Below are 19,891 nucleotides of genomic sequence, written 5' to 3' on the forward strand. Positions count from 1 at the left end.
GCCGCCGGCGGGGCCACACACCGGAGACGACGGTGCCCCCGTGCGAACAAGTCGCACGGGGGCACCGTCGGTGGTGAGGCGGTGAAGGGCTACTTGCCCCGGATCGCGTCGAACACCTTGGGGTCGACCAGCGTCGAGGTGTCACCCAGATCGCGGCCCTCGGCGACGTCGCGGAGCAGTCGCCGCATGATCTTGCCGCTCCTGGTCTTCGGCAGCTCGGGGACGATGGTGATCTGGCGCGGCCGGGCGATCGGGCTGATCTCCGTCGACACCTGGACCTTGAGCTCGGCGATCAGGGTCTCGCCCGTGTTCTCGGCCCCCTCCCGCAGGATCACGAAGGCGACGATGCCCTGGCCGGTGGTCTCGTCGGCCGCGCCGACCACCGCGGCCTCGGCGACGCTGTGGTGGCCGACCAGCGCTGACTCGACCTCGGAGGTGGAGATCCGGTGGCCGGAGACGTTCATGACGTCGTCCACCCGGCCGAGCACCCAGAGGTCGCCGTCCTCGTCGTAGCGGGCGCCGTCCCCGGCGAAGTACCAGCCCTCCACGGCGTACCGGGACCAGTAGGTGTCCTTGAAGCGCTCCATGTCACCCCAGATGCCGCGCAGCATCGACGGCCACGGCTGGTCGAGCACCAGGTAGCCGTTGCCTCCCGCGCCGAGCGGCTTGGCGTCGTCGTCGACGATCTTCGCGGAGATGCCCGGCAGCGGCGCCATCGCGGAGCCCGGCTTGGTGGCCGTGACGCCGGGCAGCGGGGAGATCATGATGGCGCCGGTCTCGGTCTGCCACCAGGTGTCCACGATCGGGCAGCGCCCGCCGCCGATCACGTCACGGAACCAGCGCCACGCCTCGGGGTTGATCGGTTCGCCGACGCTGCCCAGCAACCGCAGCGAGGACAGGTCGTGCGCGTCGGGGATCTCGCGGCCCCACTTCATGAAGGTACGGACCAGCGTCGGTGCCGTGTAATAGATACTGACGCCGTACTTTTCGATGATGTTGAAGTGCCGGTGCTCGTCAGGGGAGTTCGGGGTGCCCTCGTAGACCACCTGCGTGGTCCGGTTCGACAGCGGCCCGTAGACGATGTAGCTGTGTCCGGTCACCCAGCCGATGTCGGCGGTGCACCAGTAGACGTCCTTGCCCGCCTTGTGGTCGAAGACGTTGTGGTGGGTGTACGACGCCTGGGTGAGGTAGCCGCCGGAGGTGTGGATGATGCCCTTGGGCTTACCCGTGGTGCCGGAGGTGTAGAGGATGAACAGCGGGTGCTCGGCGTCGAAGGCCTGTGCCTCGTGCTCGGGCGAGGCCGTGGCCACCGTCTCGTGCCACCAGAGGTCGCGGCCCTCGGTCCACTCGACGTCGATGTCGGTGCGCTTGACCACCAGCACGTTCTGGACGGACTCCGCTCCGTCGACCGCGGTGTCCACGGCGGTCTTGAGGGGGGCGGCCTGGCCGCGGCGCCACTGGCCGTCGGTGGTGATGACTAGCTTGGCCTCGGCGTCGTCGATCCGCGACCGCAGCGCGGACGCGGAGAAACCGGCGAAGACCACCGAATGGGTCAGGCCGAGCCGGGCGCAGGCCAGCATCGAGACGATCGCCTCGGGCACCATCGGCATGTAGATGGCGACGCGGTCGCCTGCCACGAGGCCGAGCTCGGTGAAAGTGTTTGCGGCCCTGCTCACCTCGGCGAGCAGGTCGTTGTAGGTGACGTCGCGGCTGTCGCCCGGCTCGCCCTCCCAGTGGATGGCGACCTGGTCGCCGTGGCCGCCCTGGACGTGCCGGTCGACGCAGTTGTACGCGACATTGAGCTTGCCGCCGACGAACCACTTGGCGACCGGGGCGTCGGACCAGTCCAGGACCTGGCTCCACGGCTCGTGCCAGTGCAGACGCGAAGCCTGGTCGGCCCAGAACCCCAGCCGGTCGGCATCCGCTGCGGCCTGGAGTTCCGGCCCGGCATTCGCGGTCGCGACGAACTCCGCGCTCGGCGGGTAGCTCGTCGCGTGCTCGGCTGCGTTGGTATCGGCGGTACTGGTCATGTCGCCCGTGCCCTCTTTCGGTGATCCTTGGGCGCTGTTCGCGCCTTTGTGAGGGTAGTCACATGTCCCGGTGGGCGCATCGTTGCAGGCGCTTGCAACCCTCGGATCTGCGGCGATCGGTCGTCTCCGCGCGACCGACGGTCGAGGTGGGCGACGAACGGTCCTGACGGGGGGACAGGCCGCGCGCGATCGCGCGGTGACAGATCGTTCCGCCAGGTATCCGAGGCGTTGCGATTGCCCGACGACTTGGTCCCGACCGAGACAATCGCCAGACACCCGGACGCCCGGTGGTTACTCTTCGCGGCATCCACGGTCGGCCGCGTGCGCGCCGCGCCCACCCGGCGCGGTCGACGTCGGCGTCTCGGTGTGAACGAACAGGAGGCGACTCTTGAAGTTCCACAGGTTGACCGCACTGACAGCGCTCGCGCTGTCCGGGGCGCTGGTGCTGTCCGCGTGCTCATCGACCTCCGGCGGCGGCAGCGACATGGTCACGGCCAACGGCAGCGAACCCCAGAACCCGCTGATCCCGACCAACACGAACGAGAACGGCGGCGGACGCATCGTCGACCGTCTCTTCGCCGGACTGGAGTCCTACGACGCGCGGGGGAACATCCAGCACGAGGTGGCCCAGTCGATCGAGACCACGGATTCGAAGTCGTTCGTGATCAAGATCGAACCCGGCTGGACGTTCACCGACGGGACAGCGGTCACCGCGAAGTCGTTCGTCGACGCCTGGAACTACGGCGCCCTCTCGACGAACGCCCAGCTGCAGTCCAGTTTCTTCGAGCCGATCGTCGGCTACGACGAGGTCGCAGCCGGCCCGCCGACCGCGCAGACGATGTCCGGGCTCAAGATCGTCGACGACACCACCTTCACCGTCGACCTCAAGCAGCCGACCGCGGACTTCCGGCTGCGGCTCGGCTTCACACCGTTCTATCCGCTGCCCGAGGTGGCGTTCCTCGACATGGCGGCATTCGGTCAGCGGCCGGTCGGAAACGGCCCCTACGAGTTCGCGGACGGCGACGCGTGGCAGCACAACGTCAAGCTGGACCTGGTGCCGAACCCCGACTACCGGGGCAACCGGACCCCGAACAACGGCGGCATCAGCTTCGTCTTCTACAGCTCGCTCGACACCGCCTACGCGGATCTGCAGGCCGGCAACCTCGACGTCCTCGACACCGTCCCGGAGAGCGCACTGAGCACCTTCAGGGCCGACCTCGGTGGCCGCGCCCTCGAGGCCCCGACCGCGCAGAACGGGCAGATCGGCATCCCGGGAGACCTGCCGCACTTCGCCGGGCCGGAGGGTGGTCTGCGCAGGCAGGCACTGTCGCGGGCGATCGACCGCGGGCAGATCACCCAGCAGATATTCCAGGGCCTGCGCACGCCGGCGCGCGATTTCACGGCGAGCTCGCTGCCCGGGTTCAACGCGAACCTGCCCGGCGTCACGGCGCTCGAGTACGACGCGGGGGCCGCGAAGGCCCTGTGGGCGCAGGCCGACGCCATCTCCCCGTGGAGCGGCCGGTTCGAGATCGCCTACAACTCCGACGGCGGACACCAGGCGTGGGTCGACGCGGCCGCCAACAGCATCAGGAACACGCTCGGTATCGACGCGGTCGGCGCGCCGTATCCGACGTTCAACAGATCAGGACCGAGATCACGAACCGGACCATCGGGTCGGCGTTCCGGTCGGGCTGGCAGGGCGACTACCCGTCGATCCTCGAGTTCCTCGAGCCGCAGTTCGTGACCGGTGCCGGCTCGAACGACGAGGACTACTCGAACCCGGCGTTCGACGACCTGGTCCGCAGGGCCGAGGCCGCAGCCGGACAGGAGGAGTCCTTCGCGCTCGCCGGGCAGGCGCAGGAGATCCTGCTCCGTGACCTGCCCGTGCTCCCGCTGTGGGACTACATCGCGGCCGCCGGACACTCCGAGGCGGTGAGCGAGGTGCAGATCAGCTGGAACGGCCTGCCCATGTACGAGGCGATCAAGAAGTCCTGACGCCGTGCCGCACGGCCGGAAGGAAGTGACCTGGTGGGGTGGTACATCGGGCGGAGACTGCTGCAGATGATCCCCGTGTTCATCGGGGCGACGCTGCTCATCTACGCGATGGTGTTCCTGATCCCCGGCGACCCCATCCAGGCGCTCGCGGGCGACAAGCCGCTCAGCCCCGCGGTGGCGGACCAGCTTCGCGAGCGATACCACCTCGACCGGCCCTTCGTCGTGCAATACCTGCTCTACCTCAAAGGCATCTTCACCCTCGACTTCGGCACCTCGTTCTCCGGCCAGCCGGTGCGGGACGTGCTGGCCAGGGCCTTCCCGGTCACGATCAGGCTCGCGTTCATGGCGATCGTCATCGAGGCCGTGTTCGGCATCTTCTTCGGCGTGATCGCCGGCCTGCGCAAGGGAAGGGCGTTCGACGCGACCCTGCTGGTGCTCAGCCTCCTCATCATCGCGGTTCCCGTCTTCGTGATCGGCTTCCTCGCCCAGTTCTTCCTCGGCGTGAAGTGGGGGATCGCCCCGGTCACCGTCGGTGCCGATGCCGGGTTCTCGAGGCTCCTGGTGCCCGCCTTCGTGCTCGGCCTGGTGTCCTTCGCGTACGTGCTGCGGCTGACCAGGACGTCCGTGGCGGAGAACAAGGACGCCGATCACGTCCGTACCGCCACCGCCAAGGGATTGAGTCGTCGCCGCGTGGTGGCGGTACACATCCTGCGCAACTCGCTGATCCCGGTGGTCACCTTCCTCGGTGCCGATCTCGGAGCGCTGATGGCGGGCGCGATCGTCACCGAGGGCATCTTCAACATCAACGGCGTCGGCGGCACGATCTACCAGGCGGTGATCCGGGGCGAGGCCCCGACCGTTGTGTCCTTCGTGACGGTGCTGGTGGTCGTGTTCCTGGTCGCCAACCTGCTCGTGGATCTGCTGTATGCCGCGCTCGACCCGAGGATTCGCTATGCCTGATCCGGACCTCCCCGCGGCACCCGATCGCGCATCCCCGGAGGAGCGAGGGGGGCAGGGCTACTTCGTCGCCGGACCGGATGAGGTGGAGGTGCTCGGCGTCGATCGGCTCGACGAGGCCTCACCGCCGACCAGCATGTGGCGCGATGCCTGGCGCGGCCTGCGGCGCAACCCGATGTTCCTCGTCTCGACCCTGCTCATCCTCTTCGTCCTCATTGTCGTTGCCGTTCCCGGACTGTTCACCGGTCAGGACCCCCGAATGTGTATGGGGGAGAAAAGCATGCGGGGCCCGGGATCCGGGCATCCGTTCGGGTTCGACCTGCAGGGCTGCGATATCTTCGCCCGCACCGTGTACGGCGCGCGGGCCTCGGTGCTCACCGGCGTCGGCGCGACCGCGATCTTCCTGCTCATCGGAGGCACCGTCGGTGCGCTCGCCGGCTTCTACGGCGGCAGGCTCGACGCGATCGTCTCCCGGATCACCGACGTCTTCTTCGGCATCCCGCTGATCCTCGCCGCGATCGTGATGATGCAACTGTTCCGGAACCGGAGCATCTGGACGGTGATGCTGATCCTGGCACTGTTCGCCTGGCCGTACGTGGCCAGAATCGCAAGGGGCTCGGTCATCTCGGTGCGCGGCAACGACTTTGTGCTCGCGGCGACGGCGTTGGGCGTCTCCCGGTTCCGCACCCTGCTGCGGCACGTGCTCCCCAACGCGATCGGCCCGGTGATCGTGGTGACGACGATATGGCTCGGCGTCTTCATCGTCACCGAGGCGACGCTGTCCTACCTGGGTATCGGGCTGCCGCCGAGCGTGGTGTCGTGGGGCGGGGACATCAGCACGGGGCAGAGCAGGCTGCGGTCCGGTTCGGGGATCATTTTCTACCCCGCCGCGGCCCTTGCGGTGACGGTCCTCGGCTTCATCATGCTCGGCGACGCCCTGCGTGATGCGCTGGATCCCAAAGCGAGGAAACGATGATCGACGATCCGCCCCCGCTGCTCGAACTCCGCGACCTGAGCGTCGACTTCCGCTCCGGCGGCCACGCCGTACCCGCGGTGCGCGGGGTGAGCCTGACCGCCTACCCGGGCCAGACCGTGGCGATCGTGGGGGAGTCGGGCTCGGGCAAGTCGACCGTGGCACACGCCATCATCGATCTGCTGCCTGGCACCGGAAAGGTCACCTCGGGACAGATCCGCTTCGACGGCCGGGACCTGGTCGGGGCGACGAAGGCGGACATGGTGACGCTCCGCGGGCGTGGCATCGGGCTGGTCCCCCAGGAGCCGATGTCGAACTTGAACCCCGTGTGGAAGATAGGTTTTCAGATCGCGGAAACACTGGCGGCCAACGGGATCGCGAAGGGGAAGGCGGCAAAGGCGCGGGCCGTCGAGCTGCTGGCCGAGGCGGGCATGCCCGACGCGGGACGTCGGGTCGATCAGTATCCGCACGAGTTCTCTGGCGGTATGTGCCAACGTGCGCTCATCGCCATCGGGCTCTCCTGCCGGCCGAAGCTGCTCATCGCGGACGAGCCGACCTCCGCCCTCGACGTGACGGTGCAGCGGCAGATCCTCGACCATCTCGCCGGGCTCACCGGTGAACTCGGCACGGCGGTGCTGCTGATCACCCACGACCTGGGCCTGGCGGCGGAACGGGCCGAGCATCTGGTGGTGATGTACCGCGGCCGGGTCGTCGAGTCCGGGCCCGCCCGCCAGATCCTTCGCGATCCGCGACACGAGTACACCAGGAAACTGGTGTCCGCCGCGCCGTCCCTGGCCTCGCAGCAACTCGAGCCCGTGAGGGCCCGCGCGCGGGCTCGGTCGCGCGCGGTCCCGGTGGCAGGCCAGGCGGCGGCGGACGACGGGACCGGGACGGTCGGCGGTGACGTGCTGGTGGCCTCGAACCTGGTCAAGAGGTTCAGGATCCGGGGCGGCGCGCCGTGGCGGCACGCCGACTTCGCGGCGGTCGACACCGTGTCCTTCCGTCTCGAACGCGGCACCACGACGGCGATCGTCGGGGAGTCCGGATCGGGTAAATCGACTGTGGCGCAGATGGTTCTGGGCCTGATGAAGCCGACCTCGGGAACCGTCACGTTCGAGGGTCGCGACCTGGCGGAGTTCGACGCGAAGGCCACCTTCGCGTTCCGGCGCCAGGTGCAGCCGATCTTCCAGAATCCCTACGGGTCGCTCGACCCGATGTACTCGATCTACCGCACCCTCGAGGAGCCGTTGCGCACCCACCGCGTGGGGGACAGGGGCGAGCGCGAGCTGATCGTGCGCGACCTGCTCGAGAGGGTGTCGCTGCCGAGCTCGGTGCTGCGGCGGTACCCCAACGAACTCTCCGGTGGCCAGCGGCAACGGGTGGCGATCGCGCGGGCGCTGGCCCTGCGACCGGAGGTGCTCGTCTGCGACGAGGCGGTCTCCGCGCTTGACGTGCTCGTGCAGGCGCAGATCCTGGACCTGCTCGGCGACCTGCAGTCCCAACTCGGCCTGTCGTACCTGTTCATCTCGCACGATCTGGCGGTGGTGCGGCAGATCGCCGACGACGTGGTGGTGATGAGCGAGGGCCGGGTGGTCGAGGCAGCCACCACGGTGGAGGTGTTCGACAACCCACAGCACGACTACACCAGGAAGCTGCTCGAGGCGATCCCCGGCCGCGACCTCGTGCCGGGTGTCTGAGGCCGTGGAACGGCCGGGCTCGAGCCCGCGCACGTGGTTCAGTGGGGGGATGGATCAGCATCTGAGCGTGCTCACCCTCGGCGTCGTCGATCCGGCTCGATCGCACGCGTTCTACGTCGGGGGTCTGGGGTGGATGCCGACGTTGTACGTCGAGGGCGAGGTGCTGTTCCTCCAGGTCGGGCCCGGCATCGTGCTCTCGCTGTGGTCGGTCGACGAGATGGCTCGGGAGGCAGGCCCGACGGCGCCTGTCGCGGGTGAGCAGGGCAGGGCCCCCATCACGCTCGGTCACAACGTCGGCAGCCAGGGGGAGGTCGACGACGTCCTCGCGACCGCGGCGCGAGCGGGAGGAACGGTCCTGGTGGCGGGCGCCCGGCGGGCGTGGGGTGGGTACAGCGGGTACTTCACCGATCCCGACGGTTACCGCTGGGAGATCGCGTACAACCCGGGTCTTGTGGTGCACGAGGACGGCCGCGTCGCCTTCGGGGAGGCCGACCCCGAGGGTGCGGGGTGAGCGATAGCGGCGCCGGGTAGCGTTGAGCAGCGTGAACGACCCCTTGCAGCCCCTGGTGGACCTACCCGGCGTGCGCGAGGCCGCCGACCGGGCACGCGATGCGCTCGGCGACGTGCACCGGCACAAGACCAATCGCCGCGGCTGGCCGACGACGGCGGCCGAGGCCGCCATCCGGGCCGCCCGGGCGTCGGCGTCCATCGACGGGGGCAGCACCGAACTGCCCGCCGAGGGCCAGGAGGGTGATCCGATCCTGGCGGGCGCGCTGCGGGTGGCTCAGGCCATCGACGGGGACGCGCTCACCATCATGGTGCCGACCTGGCAGCGGGCGCCGCTCCAGGCGCTGGCCCGGCTGCACCTGCTCGCGGCGGCCGACCTCGTCACCGACCAGTCCACGTTGGGCCGACCGCGGACGGACCAAGGGGTGGCCGAGCGACTCGACGGTCTCGCGCAGTTGGTGACCGGTGGAACGAAGGCGCCCGCACCGGTCCTGGCGGCCGTGGTGCACGGGGAGTTGTTGTCGCTGGCCCCGTTCGGCACCGCCGACGGCATCGTCGCCAGGGCCGCGTCCCGGCTGGTGGCGGCATCGACCGGGCTGGATCCCCACAATCTGGGTGTGCCCGAGGTGAGTTGGCTGCGGCGGCAGCAGGCGTATCGCGACGGTGTCAAGGGCTTCGCGTCGGGAACCCCGGAGGGTGTCGGCAGCTGGGTGATCCTGTGCTGCGGCGCGATGGAAGCCGGGGCGAGGGAAGCCACGTCGATCGCGGACGCGGCGGCCGCGGGCTGATCCGATCGGGGACGGACTTCGTCTGCGGCGCAACGGCACTGGGCTCGGTGCGTCAACGGCCCCGGACGCAATGCGAGCGGCGCTGCCGACTCTCGTCGGCTTCGCCGCCCGCTAGCACGGATCGCCGGGTTACCAAGCGTGCTTGGTGGGTTGTGTGTCCGGCCTCGGCGTAGGCTCGAGCATCGTCAGTTCGCCTCTGCAACTCGTGCAAGGTCCTCGCTGCCGAATGTTCGAGTCACGCAGGCCCACAACGCTGCTGCCCTTATAGTGGCTTGCGGCTCCGCGTGGGTGCCTGGTGTCCGTGCTGGGATTTTGCGGCCGGGAGACCGATCCTTCTCTTCCGGGGCGACCTTGGCCTGCCGTTCAATCCGTAACTCCTTTGTACCCTGTGACAGCACTCGCTTCAAGGGGTTCGGACACCTGGATTGATACCAGTCTTCGGGGTCCGTCAGCGCCGACGACGCAGCAATCCGTACGTCAGCGCGCCCGCCGCGAGCGCCCCGAAGCTCAGCGCCGCGGTCGTCGCGACGGTCGTCCTCGACGGTGGCTGGAGGCGGGCGCGGAGGGACACCGGGTTGGAGAAAGTCAGTATGGGCCAACCGTTTCCGGCGGCTTCCTTCCGAAGGGCGCGGTCCGGGTTGACGGCGGTCGGGTGGCCGACCGCGGCGAGCATCGGCAGGTCGGTCACCGAATCCGAGTAGGCGAAACTGCGATCGAGATCGTAGTTCTCCCGCCGCGCCAGTTCGCGGATCGCGTCGACCTTGCCCTCGCCGTAGCAGTAGAAGTCGACCTCGCCGGTGAAGCGCCCGTCCTTGACCTCCATCCGGGTCGCCGCGGCGTGGTCGGCTCCGAGGGCGTCCGCGATCGGCGTCACCACCTCCTCGCCGGATGCCGACACCACGATGACATCGTGGCCGCGCAGCTTGTGGTCGGCGATCAGATCGGCCGCCTCGGCGAACACGAGGGGGTCCACTATGTCGTGCAGCGTCTCGGCGACCACCGCGCGGACCTGCTCCACGTCCCAGCCTGCGCACATATTGGTCAGGTGGGTGCGCATCCGCTCCATCTGGTCGTGGTCGGCGCCGGCGAGCAGGAAGAGGAACTGGGCGTAACTGCTCTTGAGTACCGAGCGTCGATTGATCAGGCCCTGGTCGAAAAAGGGCTTGCTGAACGCCAGCGTGCTCGACTTTGCGATGATGGTCTTGTCCAGGTCGAAGAACGCCGCGACCCGGCCGTTCCCGGGCTGTCTGTTCGCCTCTGCGGTCACGGAATCCAGGATAGAGCCCCCGGGTGAATCGTGGATCCGAGCACGATTCTCAGTGTTCACCTTCGGATCTCCGACAGGAAATTCGAATTTGCAAACTCGGATCGCGGCGGGTGTAGTATCAAAATCACCTGGACTTGATCTGGGTGTGTTCAGCCCGACCCCCCGGGGCTGAACTCTGAAGACCCCCGCCTCCTCCCCCCCTGGCGGGGGTCTTCCTCCATTTTCTGGCTCGTTCGGGCCTCCTCCGCTCCCACACAGCGCGATCGGTTCCGCATGGCACATCGACGCCGGAACGGTTCGCGGGTACCGGAATCCATCCCCAGGCCGGATTCTGTCCACATTCGGCGAGATCCCAGGCCTGCGGTCCCGTCCGGTCGCGCAGGCTCGTCGGTATGGAACCCCCACATGCATCGGATGCCCCTCGTCCGTCGAATGTCCGGCCGGTCCTCGCGGTCCTCGCCGAGGACGGCCTGTCCCTGAGCGTGCGCCGTGCCGCGGCCGCGGCCGACCGCGCCCTCGACGAGCGGGTGCTCCCGATTCCCCGACAGGTATGGGACGGCGCCGCGTCGATCGCGCTGGATCCCGCCGCCGCCCTAGCCTGCGCCGCCGACGCGTTGCCGCGCAGGTCGGCCGTCCATGTGGTGTGCCAGGGCCCGCCCGGCCTGCCCGAATGGCAGGCCGCCGCGGCGGTGGGGGCGGAGTCCGTTCTCGTCCTGCCTGCCGACGAACCCGCCCTGGTCCAAGCGCTTGCGCAGCGGCGCGACCGCACCGTCGCAGGCGGCTCGGTGATCGCCGTGGTCGGCGGCTGTGGGGGCGCCGGGGCATCCACGCTGGCCGCGGCGATCGCCCTGACCGGCCCCGCACGTCGGGCCGGGAGCCGCTCGCTGTTGGTGGATGCCGATCCGCACGGCGGCGGCCTCGACCTGCTGCTCGGTCTGGAGGATCGGCCGGGGCTGCGCTGGCCCGCGGTGGTCGTCGAGGGCGGCCGGGTGTCGGCGGCCGCCCTGCACGACGCCCTGCCCGGTGCGGGCGCCGGGGTGGCGGTGCTGTCCTGCGGGCGCGGCGGCGAGGCCGGACGGCCGTCCGCGGCGGCGATGCGGGCGATGATCGAATCAGGCTGCGGTGCCGGTGATCTCGTGGTGTGCGACGTGGGACGGGGGCTCGGCGACCTGGCCGCCGCGGTGTTCGATCTGGCCGACCTGGTGGCGGTCGTCGTGCCCGCCCAGGTGCGGTCGGCGGCTGCCGCCGAATCCGTGGTGGCCGCGGCGCGCACCAGGAATCCGAATGTGGGTGTGGTGGTGCGAGGTCCGGCGCCCGGCGGGCTGCGTGGCAGGGATGTCGCCGAGCTACTCGGGCTTCCCGTGCTCGCGGTGATGAGGCCGCAGCCGCGGCTGTCGGCCGCCCTGGAGCGCGGCGGCCTGAGGCTGCGAAGGCGATCGCCGTTGGCCGCGGGTGCGGGCGCGATCCTCGAGGTGCTCGGGACGGGTACCGGGGGGCGGGCCGGATGAGCTCCCTGGTCTCGCCCGAACTCCTGGACCGGGTTCGGGAGCGGTTGTCGAGGACGTCGGCGCAGCCCAGCCCGGCGATGGTGGCCGCGGCGATCCGGGCGGAGGCCTCCGGGGTGCTCGGGGACACGGACCTGCTCGACGCGCTGCAGGTCCTGCAGACCGAACTGACCGGTGCAGGAGCACTGGAACCGCTTCTCGCACAGCCGGATGTCTCCGACGTCCTGGTCACCGCGCCGGACCAGGTCTGGGTGGACCGGGGCTCAGGCCTGGAGCGCGCACCGGTCCGGTTCGCCGACGAGGCCGCGGTGCGGCGGCTCGCACAGCGCCTCGCGCTGGCGGCGGGGAGGCGGCTCGACGACGCCCAGCCCTGGGTGGACGGCCGCCTCCCCGCGGCGGCGGGGTCCGGCTTCGGCGTTCGGCTGCACGCGGTGCTCGCGCCGCTCGCGCAGGGCGGGACCTGCGTGTCGCTGCGGGTGCTGCGCCCCGCGACACAGGGACTCGACGCCCTCTGCTCGGGCGGCACGGTGCCCGCCGAGGCCCGTGAACTGCTGGTGCGGATCGTCGCCGCCCGACTCGCGTTCCTGGTCGTCGGCGGGACGGGCGCCGGTAAGACCACCCTGCTCGCGGCGCTGCTGGCGCAGGTCGACCGACGTGAACGGATCGTCTGTGTGGAGGACGCGGCCGAGCTGGCGCCGACCCACCCGCACGTGGTGCGGCTGGTCGCCCGCGCCCCGAACGTCGAGGGGGTCGGCGAGGTGACCGTCCGGCAATTGGTGCGGCAGGCGCTCCGGATGCGGCCTGATCGCATCGTGGTCGGCGAGGTGCGCGGTGGCGAGGTGGTGGACCTGCTCACCGCGTTGAACACCGGTCATGACGGCGGGGCGGGCACCGTGCACGCGAACTCGCCGGAGGAGGTGCCTGCCCGCTTGGAGGCGTTGGCGGCGCTCGGCGGCCTGGATCGTGCCGCCCTGCACAGCCAGCTCGCGGCGGCGGTGCAGGTGGTGCTGCACGTGCACCGTGCGGCGGACGGCAGGCGCAGGCTCGCCCAGATCGGTGTGCTGGACCGGGACGAGGGCGGGCAGGTCGGCGTGCTGCCCGCGTGGACCCCGGCGGCGGGGAGTTGTCCGGGCGCGGACCGTCTCGCGGACCTGCTCGAGCGACGCGGCGTCGGGGTGGGGGCGTGGTGATCGCGGCGTCGACGGCCGCAGCGCTCGCGCTCATCGTCGCGCCCACCACCAGGTCGATGACGAGACTGAGCCCGCCGCGTCGCGTCGCGGGGCCGTGGGGGCATGCCCGGTTGCGGGCGGCGGTGGCGCTCGGATTGATTGCGGCCGTGATGATCTACGCGCCGACGGCGGGATGTGCGGGCGCCGCGCTCGCGTTGACGACGGCCTATCGCCGCGCTCGCCGTCGCCGCGAGTGCGCGCGTGACGCGGACCTGCGCGGGCTGCTCGGCTGCCTGGAGGCGGCGACGGGGGAGCTGCGGGTGGGGGCACATCCGGCGAACGCCTGCACCACCGCGGCCGGGGAATCGAGCGGTGCGGCGGCGGATGCGTTCCGGACCGCCGCGGCCCGCGCGCGGCTCGGTGGCAGTGCCGCCGACGGATTGCAGGCTCAAGGGAGCGCGATCGACGTCGAGTTGGCGCGGGTGGCGGCGGCATGGCGGGTGGCCGACCGGTACGGTGTCGCGCTGGCGGACCTGCTCGATGCGGTCCGCGCGGACCTGGTGGGGCGCATCAGGTTCCGGGACCGGGTGGAGGCCGGGCTGGCGGGAGCCAGGGCCACGGCGGCGGTGCTCGCCTGCCTGCCGTTGCTGGGGATCGCGCTGGGCCAGCTGATGGGCGCGAGCCCGCTGCGGGTGCTGCTGTCCGGCGGTCTCGGGGGGATGCTGCTGGTACTCGGCACGGTGTTCGCCTGCGCCGGCCTGCTCTGGACCGACCGCATCACCGGGCGGGTGACCCGATGAGCGCGGGGGCTGCGGTGCTGTTCGCGGCCGCCGCGCTCGCCGCTCCCGGTGCCGGTTCGGCGGCGGCGCGACTCCGGGGACCGGCGGCGGCGTCGCGGGGGCGGGCGCAGCGCGCGCGGCATCGCGAGGTCACCGATCCCATGGCGATCGCGGCCGGATTCGACCTCTTGGCGGCGTGCCTGCAGGCGGGAATGCCCGTCGCCGTGGCGGCGGAGGCGGTCGCGGTGTCCGCTCCGGAGCCGCTGGGCAGCGCGCTCGACTCGGCCGCGAACCTGCTCACCCTCGGCGCAGAGCCCGAGATCGCCTGGGAGCGTGCGGCGGCGCACTCGGAGACCGACGGGCTCGCGCGGATGGCTCGTCGCTCCTCGCGGTCCGGCGCGGCCTTCGCGGCTGCGGTGACCGAGTTGGCGGCGCAGCGCAGGCTCGCGCTCGAGGACCGGGCGGTGGCCGCGGCGGAACGGGCGGGTGTGCTGATCAGCGGTCCACTCGGGCTGTGCTTCCTGCCCGCGTTCCTCTGCCTCGGAATCGTCCCGGTTGTGGTCGGCCTGGCCACCCGGGTGCTGAGCGGGGGTGTGCTGTGAGTCCGCGCAGCCGAAGGACCGAGAGGACCAGCCGCGGAGACGCCGCGGCGGTGATCGAGAAGGGGGAACATCATGGTGACCAAGGGGATTGGTGTGCTGCGTACCCGATTGCTGCTCGCCGCTGCCGCGGAGGAGGGCATGTCGACCGCGGAGTACGCGATCGGGACAATCGCTGCGGCGGCATTCGGGGCAGTGCTGTACTCGGTGGTGACGGGCGACTCCATCGTGACGGCGCTGACCGGGATCATCGACAAGGCGCTGAACACCGCGGTGTGAACGAGGCCGGGGCGGTGACGGTGGAGGCCGCGATCGCGATCGCCTCGATCACGGTGGTCGTGGTGTTGTGCCTGGGTTCCTTCCTCGCGGTGTCCGCGCATGTTCGCTGCGTGGACGCCGCGCGGGAGGCGGCCCGGCTCGTCGCGCGCGGCGATCGGGCTGAGGCGGTCCTCGCGGCGCAGCGGGTGGCTCCTCGCGGTGCGCGCATCACGGTGCGGGAGGTCGACGGGTTCGCCACCGCGGTGGTCGAGGCCGCGGTGCCACTGCTGCCCGCGCTCGACATCTCGGCGGAAGCGGTTGCCGCGATGGAGGACTCGGGTGTCGCCGAGGCCTCCGTCGTCGCTTCGCCGCCTCCCGCGGCGACCGGAGCGGGAAGGTGAGGGACGAGCGCGGCTCCGCGACCGTTCTCGCCTGCTGGGCGATGTTCGCGCTGATCGCGGTGGCGGCCCTGGTGATCCACCTCGGCTCGGCGGTGTCGGCCCGGCACCGGGCCCAGTCGGCGGCGGACCTGGCGGCGCTCGCGGCCGCGGCCGCCCTCGAGCGAGGCGCCGAGGCGGCGTGCGCGTCGGCGACCACGATCGCCGCGCGGATGCGGGCGGTGGTCCGCGACTGCCGGGTCGAGGGCTGGGACGTGGTGGTAACCGTCGGTGTCCGGCTGCCGCTACCGGCCGTCGGAGGTGGTGAGGCCGTCGCGGCGGCCAGGGCGGGTCCGGTGTCGTAGCGGCCCGACCAGGCACGCCGTCCGACGCCCTTACCCGATCGCAAACTTGAGCCTCACCTCACAGCAACCAATCGGTTGGTTGGGTTGACGGGCGATTCGGGTGGACCTAATTTTCTGTCCACGGTCATGAGTATCAGCGTCAAGCCCCGGCTCGCTGATCGGCAACCCTCCAGTGCGGCGGGGTGCTCCGGGTGACGACCGGATGGCGGTCATCCGACGCCATAAGCGCTCAATTCAGTCCTCGAAGGGGATACCCATGTCCGCAGTACAGCTCGCCCCGGCTCTCTCGTCGCAGCTCCCGGTCGCCGAGGCCGTCGCCGAGGTCCCGCTCACGGATCTGGTCGTCGTCGCCGATCGATTCCGCGGCTTCGCCGATGGCACACGCGTCCACACAGTGTCGGGTCTCGTCTCCGCGCTGCGCGGCGGCGCGTTCCGGAACATCGACCCCGACCTGACCATCCGGCTCGGGCAGGGGATCAAGCGGCACGACAAAGAATACGTCGAGCACGTCGCGTCGATCCATGCCCCGGCCGCGGAGGTTCGCCTGCTCGGCGACATCGACGCCCCGGCGCCACGCCATCACGTGCACAAGTACCAGGAGACGAACGTCCTCATCGCCAACCTGACGCGTGCCGAGGACGGGAGCTTCACCTCCGACCTCCGGATCGACGGGGACAACGAGCTGCTCATCGACCACCAGACCGGTGAGCACGTCCAGGGGCTGGTGATCGTCGAGGCGGCGCGGCAGCTGTTCCTCGGGGCGTTCGAGCTCGAGTACGGCAACCGCTGGCCCGAACGGCACTACTACGTGGTCTGGAACTCGATCGACCTCTCGTTCAAGACCTTCCTGTTCCCGTTGCCCGCCTCGCTGCAGGCCCGGTTCGGCGCCGTGTCGATCCAGGACCCGGCCAAGCTGCAGTTCACGATCGACATCGAGGTGACCCAGTTCGGCCGCAGCGTCGCGACCGCGACGATCTCGTTTGCCGCGCTGGAGAACTCGACGATCAGCCAGATCGAGCGGCGCAAGGCGGCGAAGGCGATCGAGGCCTTCCTCGGGGCCACCGCGTGACGGGCACCGGCCCACGGCCCGGGCAGGTCGCCTTCTTCGACGTCGACGAGACGCTGATCACCGTCAAGAGCATGTTCGCCTTCCTCGAACACTGGCTCTGGGAACGCGGTGACGACGGAAGCGAGTACGCGAGGCTGCTCGGCGCGCTGCGGCGGCAGTCGGACGAGGGTGCCCCCAGGGAGGAGGTGAACCGGAGCTACTACCGTACGTTCCGAGGAGTGCCGCTCGTCGAGCTCGAGGAATCGGGCCGCCGGTGGTACCGGGAGTTCGAATCCACCAACGCGCCGTACTACGCGGCCACCCTGGCCGCACTGCACGCCCATCGCGAGGCCGGAGCCGCGATCGTGCTGCTCTCGGGTTCGTTTGCGCCCGCCCTCGTTCCGATCGGAGAGGCCGTCGGTGCCGACCGGATCGTGGCGAGCCGCCCGGTCACCGACCAGGGGGGAGTGCTCACCGGCGAGGTCGAGCGGCCGATGATCGGGCAGGCGAAGGCGGAGGCGGTCACCTCGGTGCAGGCCGAACTCGGGGTCGACGCCGAGAACAGCTACGGATACGGCGACCACGAGAGCGATCTCGCCTTCCTCGAGGCGGTCGGGCACCCGGGACTGCGCGGCGACGACCAGGTGCTCCTGGCGCGCGCTGCCCGGGATCGGTGGCGGTCACTCGGGAGCGAGACCACCGGCCTCGCCGGAGCCGGCCCGCTCGCGGGCTCCGCCTCCGCCGGGCTCGCGCAGCGAGGGATCCTGTGACGAAACAGGTTTCGGTCGGATCCAGGGTCTACGAGCTCACCCCCACCACGCAGGGCCCGCTCTATCCGCCCAGCGAGGCGGTCGACGACGAGGGCAATTTCATCGTGGTCGGGTGGATCGCCCGGGACGCGGGTGACGGCTCCGTGACGCGGGAGTGGGGGAGCGCGATCGTCGATGCGGGCACCCCGGTTCCGGTGTTCGGGGGCGTGGAGCCGTACGCGATCGTGCGCGAGCTCGGGGCGCAGCTGTCGGCGGAGGACGAGGCGACGGTGCTGCACACCCTGCCGCTACCGTTGCCCGCCAACAACTATCCGATCGTCTTCGCGCCCGACCAAGTGCCGGAGGCCGCGAAGGTCCGGCGGCCCAGCTACGCCTTCCACGAGACGCCGATCCCGGATCTGCGGCACGAGGACGGCAGGCGCCTGACCGAACCGGTCACCCTCGGGAACTGGCTGCGGGCGCGAGGCACCGTGCGGGTCGGAGTCAGCGCTGACGGCAGGCACGGCGAGTTCGACTTCGAGTTCTCGGGCCTGATCCCGGAGTCGCTGTACACCGTGATGTCGCTGCGCCAGCGGGACCTCGACCCGGCCGCGCCCACGCGACCGGGGCCGTTGGGTGTGCCGAACGTGTTCGTCACCGATCCGGAGGGACGCGCGACGTACCGGGCCTCACTGCCGAACGCGTTCCCGCCCGCGGACAGCCCCGGCGCCAACCGCATCGTCAGCGTCGTGGTGCTGTGGCAGAGCTACCAGCAGAACTACGGGGGTGCGATCGGTCAGTTCGGGCTCGGTGGCGACATCCATGCGCAACTGAAGATCCCGGTCCCCGGCTTCGAGGATTTCACCACAAGGGAATGAATCCGGCGCTCACACCAGAGCCCCTGTCCCGCAACGGGACAGGGGCTCTGGGCTTCGGTCGTTCTCAGCCGACTCTTGCCGACGCGTAGGCGAGGCCTGCGCCAACGAGGGCCACCGCGGACATCGCGCCCGCGACCGCCCAGTAGCCGGCCCCGGCGAGCAGATTGGCCAACTGGGGACCGGTGCTCGCGCCGAGGAACAGGGTGAACGTGTACAACGAGGTGGCAGCGCCGCGGGCGGGTCCCGACCGTTCCGCGATGGCCTGAACCAGCGCGGGAGCGGCGACCGCGATCGCCGCCACGAACAGCAACAGGCACAGTGCGACCCACACGCCCCCGAACGGCGCGATCGTGGCCGCGGCGGTGATCGCCGCGGCGAGCAGGGCCGCGACGACCCGGGTCGTCGGGGCCACCCCGGCCAGCCGGCCCGCCAGCAGCGGCACCGCGATCATCGCGGGCAGGGCGCTGGCCCGAAGCGCCAGCATCGCCCCGTCGCCGATGCCGTCCGGGGGGCTGAGCTGGATCCCGGTGTAGAGGCCGACGAACACGCCGAGCACGCTGATGCAGCTGGTGAACAGCAAGGCCAACACCGGGTTCCGCAGCAGACCGGCGAACGGCCGGAACGAGGCGCGGAGGCCGGACGGCTCGTTCGTCCGCGGGTCTGGGGAGGGTGCCCGCGGCTGGAGCACGAACCAGGCTGCCGCGCCGACCAGCACGAATCCCACGCTGCTCAGCAGGAAGATCGCGCTCGGGCCCCATGCGGCCGCGGCCGCCTGCGATGCCACCTGGGCGAGCACGCCTGCCGCGAGGAAGGAACTGGTCAGGCAGGTCAGCGCGAGTACCCGCCGCCGCGGCTCGATGTGCTCGGCGAGGTAGGCGAAGGCGGCCGGGGCGAACAGGGAGGCGGTCGCACCCTGCGCGATCCGGGCCGTCAGCCCGAGTTCGAGGCTCGGGGCGAGTGCCACGAGCAGGGTCGTCACCGAGGTCGCCAGCAGCCCGCCGACGATCACCGGGCGCCTGCCCCAGCGGTCGGAGAACGGACCCGTGACGAGAAAGCCCAGCGCGTAGGCCAGCCCGAAGCACGTCGTCGTCCACGTCACGGCCGAGCGCGCCGCCTCCCACTCCCGCGCCAGGGCGTCGAGGAGTGGGAGAACGACATACAGCTGCCCGACGACGAGGACACCGGCAAGACAGATCAGGCCGACCGTTCGTCCCGTCGGCGCCCAGTGTGGTTCCGCCGTCGCGGCGGCGGGCGCCGCCGCGAGATCAGAAGGCAGCTGCGAGCTCACGCGCCCGCTCCTGCGCGAGGGCAAGGCCGGCCCCGGGGTCGGAGGTCAGAACCGTCGGGGCGTAGCGAATCTCGGAGACCGACTCGATGCCGACGAAGCGCAGCCAGTCCTCGACGAACGGGGTCGCGAAATCGGCTCCGAACTCCAGGGGGACGCCGGGGCTGTGGACGCCGCTGGTGTAGACGGTGACGGCTCGCTTGCCCGCGAGCAGACCGGTGTACCCCTGCGTCGGATCGAACTCGAACGCCCACCCCGGCTGAGTGACGAGATCGATCCACTGCTTGAGGATGTACGGGATTCCGGAGTTCCAGATCGGGATGCTCAGCACGTAGAGGTCCGCCGCCGCGAATCGGTCGAAGACCTCTCGGGCCTGCTCCCAGGCCCGACGCTGTTCGAGCGTCTGCTCCTGGCCGGTGAAGACGGCGAGCTTCGCGCCCGCGGCGGCGGTGCCGAAGTCGGGCAGCCGCTCCTCGAACAGGTCGAGCGTGTCGACGGTGAGCGTTGGGTCCTGGGCGGCAAGGGCGTCCAGGAACGTCGTGGCGATGCCGCGCGAGTCGCTCGATTTGCCGCGCGCGGAGGCGTTGATGTGCAGGGCGTTGGTCATCGAAGGTCCTTCCATTGTGTGGGCAGGCCCTACTTCTACCAACCAGTTGGTTGGCGCA

General features: G+C 70.6%; 19 protein-coding genes, 1 pseudogene and 1 riboswitch. Of the genes and pseudogenes, 16 read left to right on the forward strand and 4 right to left on the reverse strand.

Going from position 1 to position 19,891, the window contains the following annotated elements:
• Positions 1–89: 89 nt before the first annotated feature.
• Complete coding sequence (gene acs, locus BR31_RS0107145) at positions 90–2,030, reverse strand: acetate--CoA ligase (protein ID WP_027500363.1); 1,941 nt, start codon at positions 2,028–2,030, stop codon at positions 90–92.
• 388 nt (positions 2,031–2,418) lie between these two features.
• Here acs and BR31_RS27720 point away from each other — a divergent pair.
• From BR31_RS27720 to BR31_RS0107175, 6 genes and pseudogenes are all read left to right on the forward strand, one after another.
• A pseudogene (locus tag BR31_RS27720) lies at positions 2,419–4,025 on the forward strand (peptide ABC transporter substrate-binding protein).
• A 33-nt stretch (positions 4,026–4,058) separates the two neighbouring features.
• Positions 4,059–4,985: an ABC transporter permease gene (locus tag BR31_RS0107155; RefSeq protein ID WP_027500364.1), complete on the forward strand. Its 927-nt coding sequence runs from the start codon at positions 4,059–4,061 to the stop codon at positions 4,983–4,985.
• A complete protein-coding gene (locus BR31_RS0107160; protein WP_027500365.1) occupies positions 4,978–5,958 on the forward strand; it encodes an ABC transporter permease in 981 nt (326 codons plus the stop codon). Before BR31_RS0107155 ends, BR31_RS0107160 begins: the two co-directional genes overlap by 8 nt.
• A complete protein-coding gene (locus BR31_RS0107165) occupies positions 5,955–7,652 on the forward strand; it encodes a dipeptide ABC transporter ATP-binding protein (protein ID WP_027500366.1) in 1,698 nt (565 codons plus the stop codon). Before BR31_RS0107160 ends, BR31_RS0107165 begins: the two co-directional genes overlap by 4 nt.
• A gap of 49 nt (positions 7,653–7,701) precedes the next feature.
• Positions 7,702–8,163, forward strand: coding sequence for a VOC family protein (locus BR31_RS0107170; RefSeq protein WP_027500367.1), 462 nt, complete (start codon positions 7,702–7,704; stop codon positions 8,161–8,163).
• A gap of 31 nt (positions 8,164–8,194) precedes the next feature.
• Positions 8,195–8,947, forward strand: a complete 753-nt coding sequence (locus tag BR31_RS0107175) for a Fic family protein (protein ID WP_027500368.1) — start codon at positions 8,195–8,197, stop codon at positions 8,945–8,947.
• Positions 8,948–9,395: 448 nt separating this feature from the next.
• Here BR31_RS0107175 and BR31_RS0107180 read toward each other — a convergent pair whose 3' ends face one another.
• Positions 9,396–10,226 carry an HAD-IB family hydrolase gene (locus BR31_RS0107180; protein ID WP_442970206.1) on the reverse strand — a complete coding sequence of 277 codons (831 nt, stop codon included), beginning with the start codon at positions 10,224–10,226 and terminating at the stop codon, positions 9,396–9,398.
• Between the two features lie 380 nt (positions 10,227–10,606).
• On the opposite strand from BR31_RS0107180, the gene ssd reads away from it, so the two are divergent.
• The 10 genes from ssd to BR31_RS0107230 all read left to right on the forward strand — a co-directional run bounded on the left by ssd (position 10,607) and on the right by BR31_RS0107230 (position 17,941).
• Positions 10,607–11,722 (forward strand): septum site-determining protein Ssd, encoded by a 1,116-nt coding sequence (gene ssd / locus BR31_RS0107185; RefSeq protein WP_027500370.1) that lies wholly within the window; start codon positions 10,607–10,609, stop codon positions 11,720–11,722.
• Positions 11,719–12,909 carry a TadA family conjugal transfer-associated ATPase gene (locus BR31_RS0107190; protein WP_027500371.1) on the forward strand — a complete coding sequence of 397 codons (1,191 nt, stop codon included), beginning with the start codon at positions 11,719–11,721 and terminating at the stop codon, positions 12,907–12,909. The genes ssd and BR31_RS0107190 overlap by 4 nt, the downstream gene beginning before the upstream one ends.
• Positions 12,906–13,688: a type II secretion system F family protein gene (locus BR31_RS0107195; protein ID WP_037175933.1), complete on the forward strand. Its 783-nt coding sequence runs from the start codon at positions 12,906–12,908 to the stop codon at positions 13,686–13,688. Before BR31_RS0107190 ends, BR31_RS0107195 begins: the two co-directional genes overlap by 4 nt.
• Positions 13,685–14,269 carry a type II secretion system F family protein gene (locus tag BR31_RS0107200; RefSeq protein ID WP_027500373.1) on the forward strand — a complete coding sequence of 195 codons (585 nt, stop codon included), beginning with the start codon at positions 13,685–13,687 and terminating at the stop codon, positions 14,267–14,269. The genes BR31_RS0107195 and BR31_RS0107200 overlap by 4 nt, the downstream gene beginning before the upstream one ends.
• A gap of 72 nt (positions 14,270–14,341) precedes the next feature.
• Positions 14,342–14,545, forward strand: a complete 204-nt coding sequence (locus tag BR31_RS0107205) for a DUF4244 domain-containing protein (RefSeq protein WP_027500374.1) — start codon at positions 14,342–14,344, stop codon at positions 14,543–14,545.
• On the forward strand, positions 14,542–14,925 hold the full coding sequence (locus tag BR31_RS27725; protein WP_051637043.1) for a TadE family type IV pilus minor pilin: 384 nt from the start codon (positions 14,542–14,544) through the stop codon (positions 14,923–14,925). The genes BR31_RS0107205 and BR31_RS27725 overlap by 4 nt, the downstream gene beginning before the upstream one ends.
• Positions 14,922–15,266 carry an Rv3654c family TadE-like protein gene (locus BR31_RS0107215; RefSeq protein ID WP_027500375.1) on the forward strand — a complete coding sequence of 115 codons (345 nt, stop codon included), beginning with the start codon at positions 14,922–14,924 and terminating at the stop codon, positions 15,264–15,266. Before BR31_RS27725 ends, BR31_RS0107215 begins: the two co-directional genes overlap by 4 nt.
• A gap of 122 nt (positions 15,267–15,388) precedes the next feature.
• Positions 15,389–15,500, forward strand: a riboswitch (SAM riboswitch).
• 22 nt (positions 15,501–15,522) lie between these two features.
• Complete coding sequence (locus tag BR31_RS27730) at positions 15,523–16,335, forward strand: AfsA-related hotdog domain-containing protein (RefSeq protein ID WP_051637044.1); 813 nt, start codon at positions 15,523–15,525, stop codon at positions 16,333–16,335.
• A complete protein-coding gene (locus BR31_RS27735) occupies positions 16,332–17,084 on the forward strand; it encodes an HAD family hydrolase (protein ID WP_051637045.1) in 753 nt (250 codons plus the stop codon). Before BR31_RS27730 ends, BR31_RS27735 begins: the two co-directional genes overlap by 4 nt.
• Complete coding sequence (locus BR31_RS0107230; RefSeq protein ID WP_027500376.1) at positions 17,081–17,941, forward strand: hypothetical protein; 861 nt, start codon at positions 17,081–17,083, stop codon at positions 17,939–17,941. The genes BR31_RS27735 and BR31_RS0107230 overlap by 4 nt, the downstream gene beginning before the upstream one ends.
• A 64-nt stretch (positions 17,942–18,005) precedes the next feature.
• Here the strand turns inward: BR31_RS0107230 and BR31_RS0107235 are convergent, their stop codons facing one another.
• Entirely contained in the window at positions 18,006–19,229 is a 1,224-nt protein-coding gene (locus tag BR31_RS0107235) for an MFS transporter (protein WP_037175862.1), read from the reverse strand.
• Positions 19,207–19,833, reverse strand: coding sequence for an FMN-dependent NADH-azoreductase (locus BR31_RS0107240; protein ID WP_027500378.1), 627 nt, complete (start codon positions 19,831–19,833; stop codon positions 19,207–19,209). Before BR31_RS0107240 ends, BR31_RS0107235 begins: the two co-directional genes overlap by 23 nt.
• Positions 19,834–19,891: the final 58 nt, after the last annotated feature.

This window comes from Rhodococcus sp. UNC363MFTsu5.1, from assembly GCF_000686785.1.
In the GTDB taxonomy this organism is placed as follows: Bacteria; Actinomycetota; Actinomycetes; order Mycobacteriales; family Mycobacteriaceae; genus Rhodococcus_G; species Rhodococcus_G maanshanensis.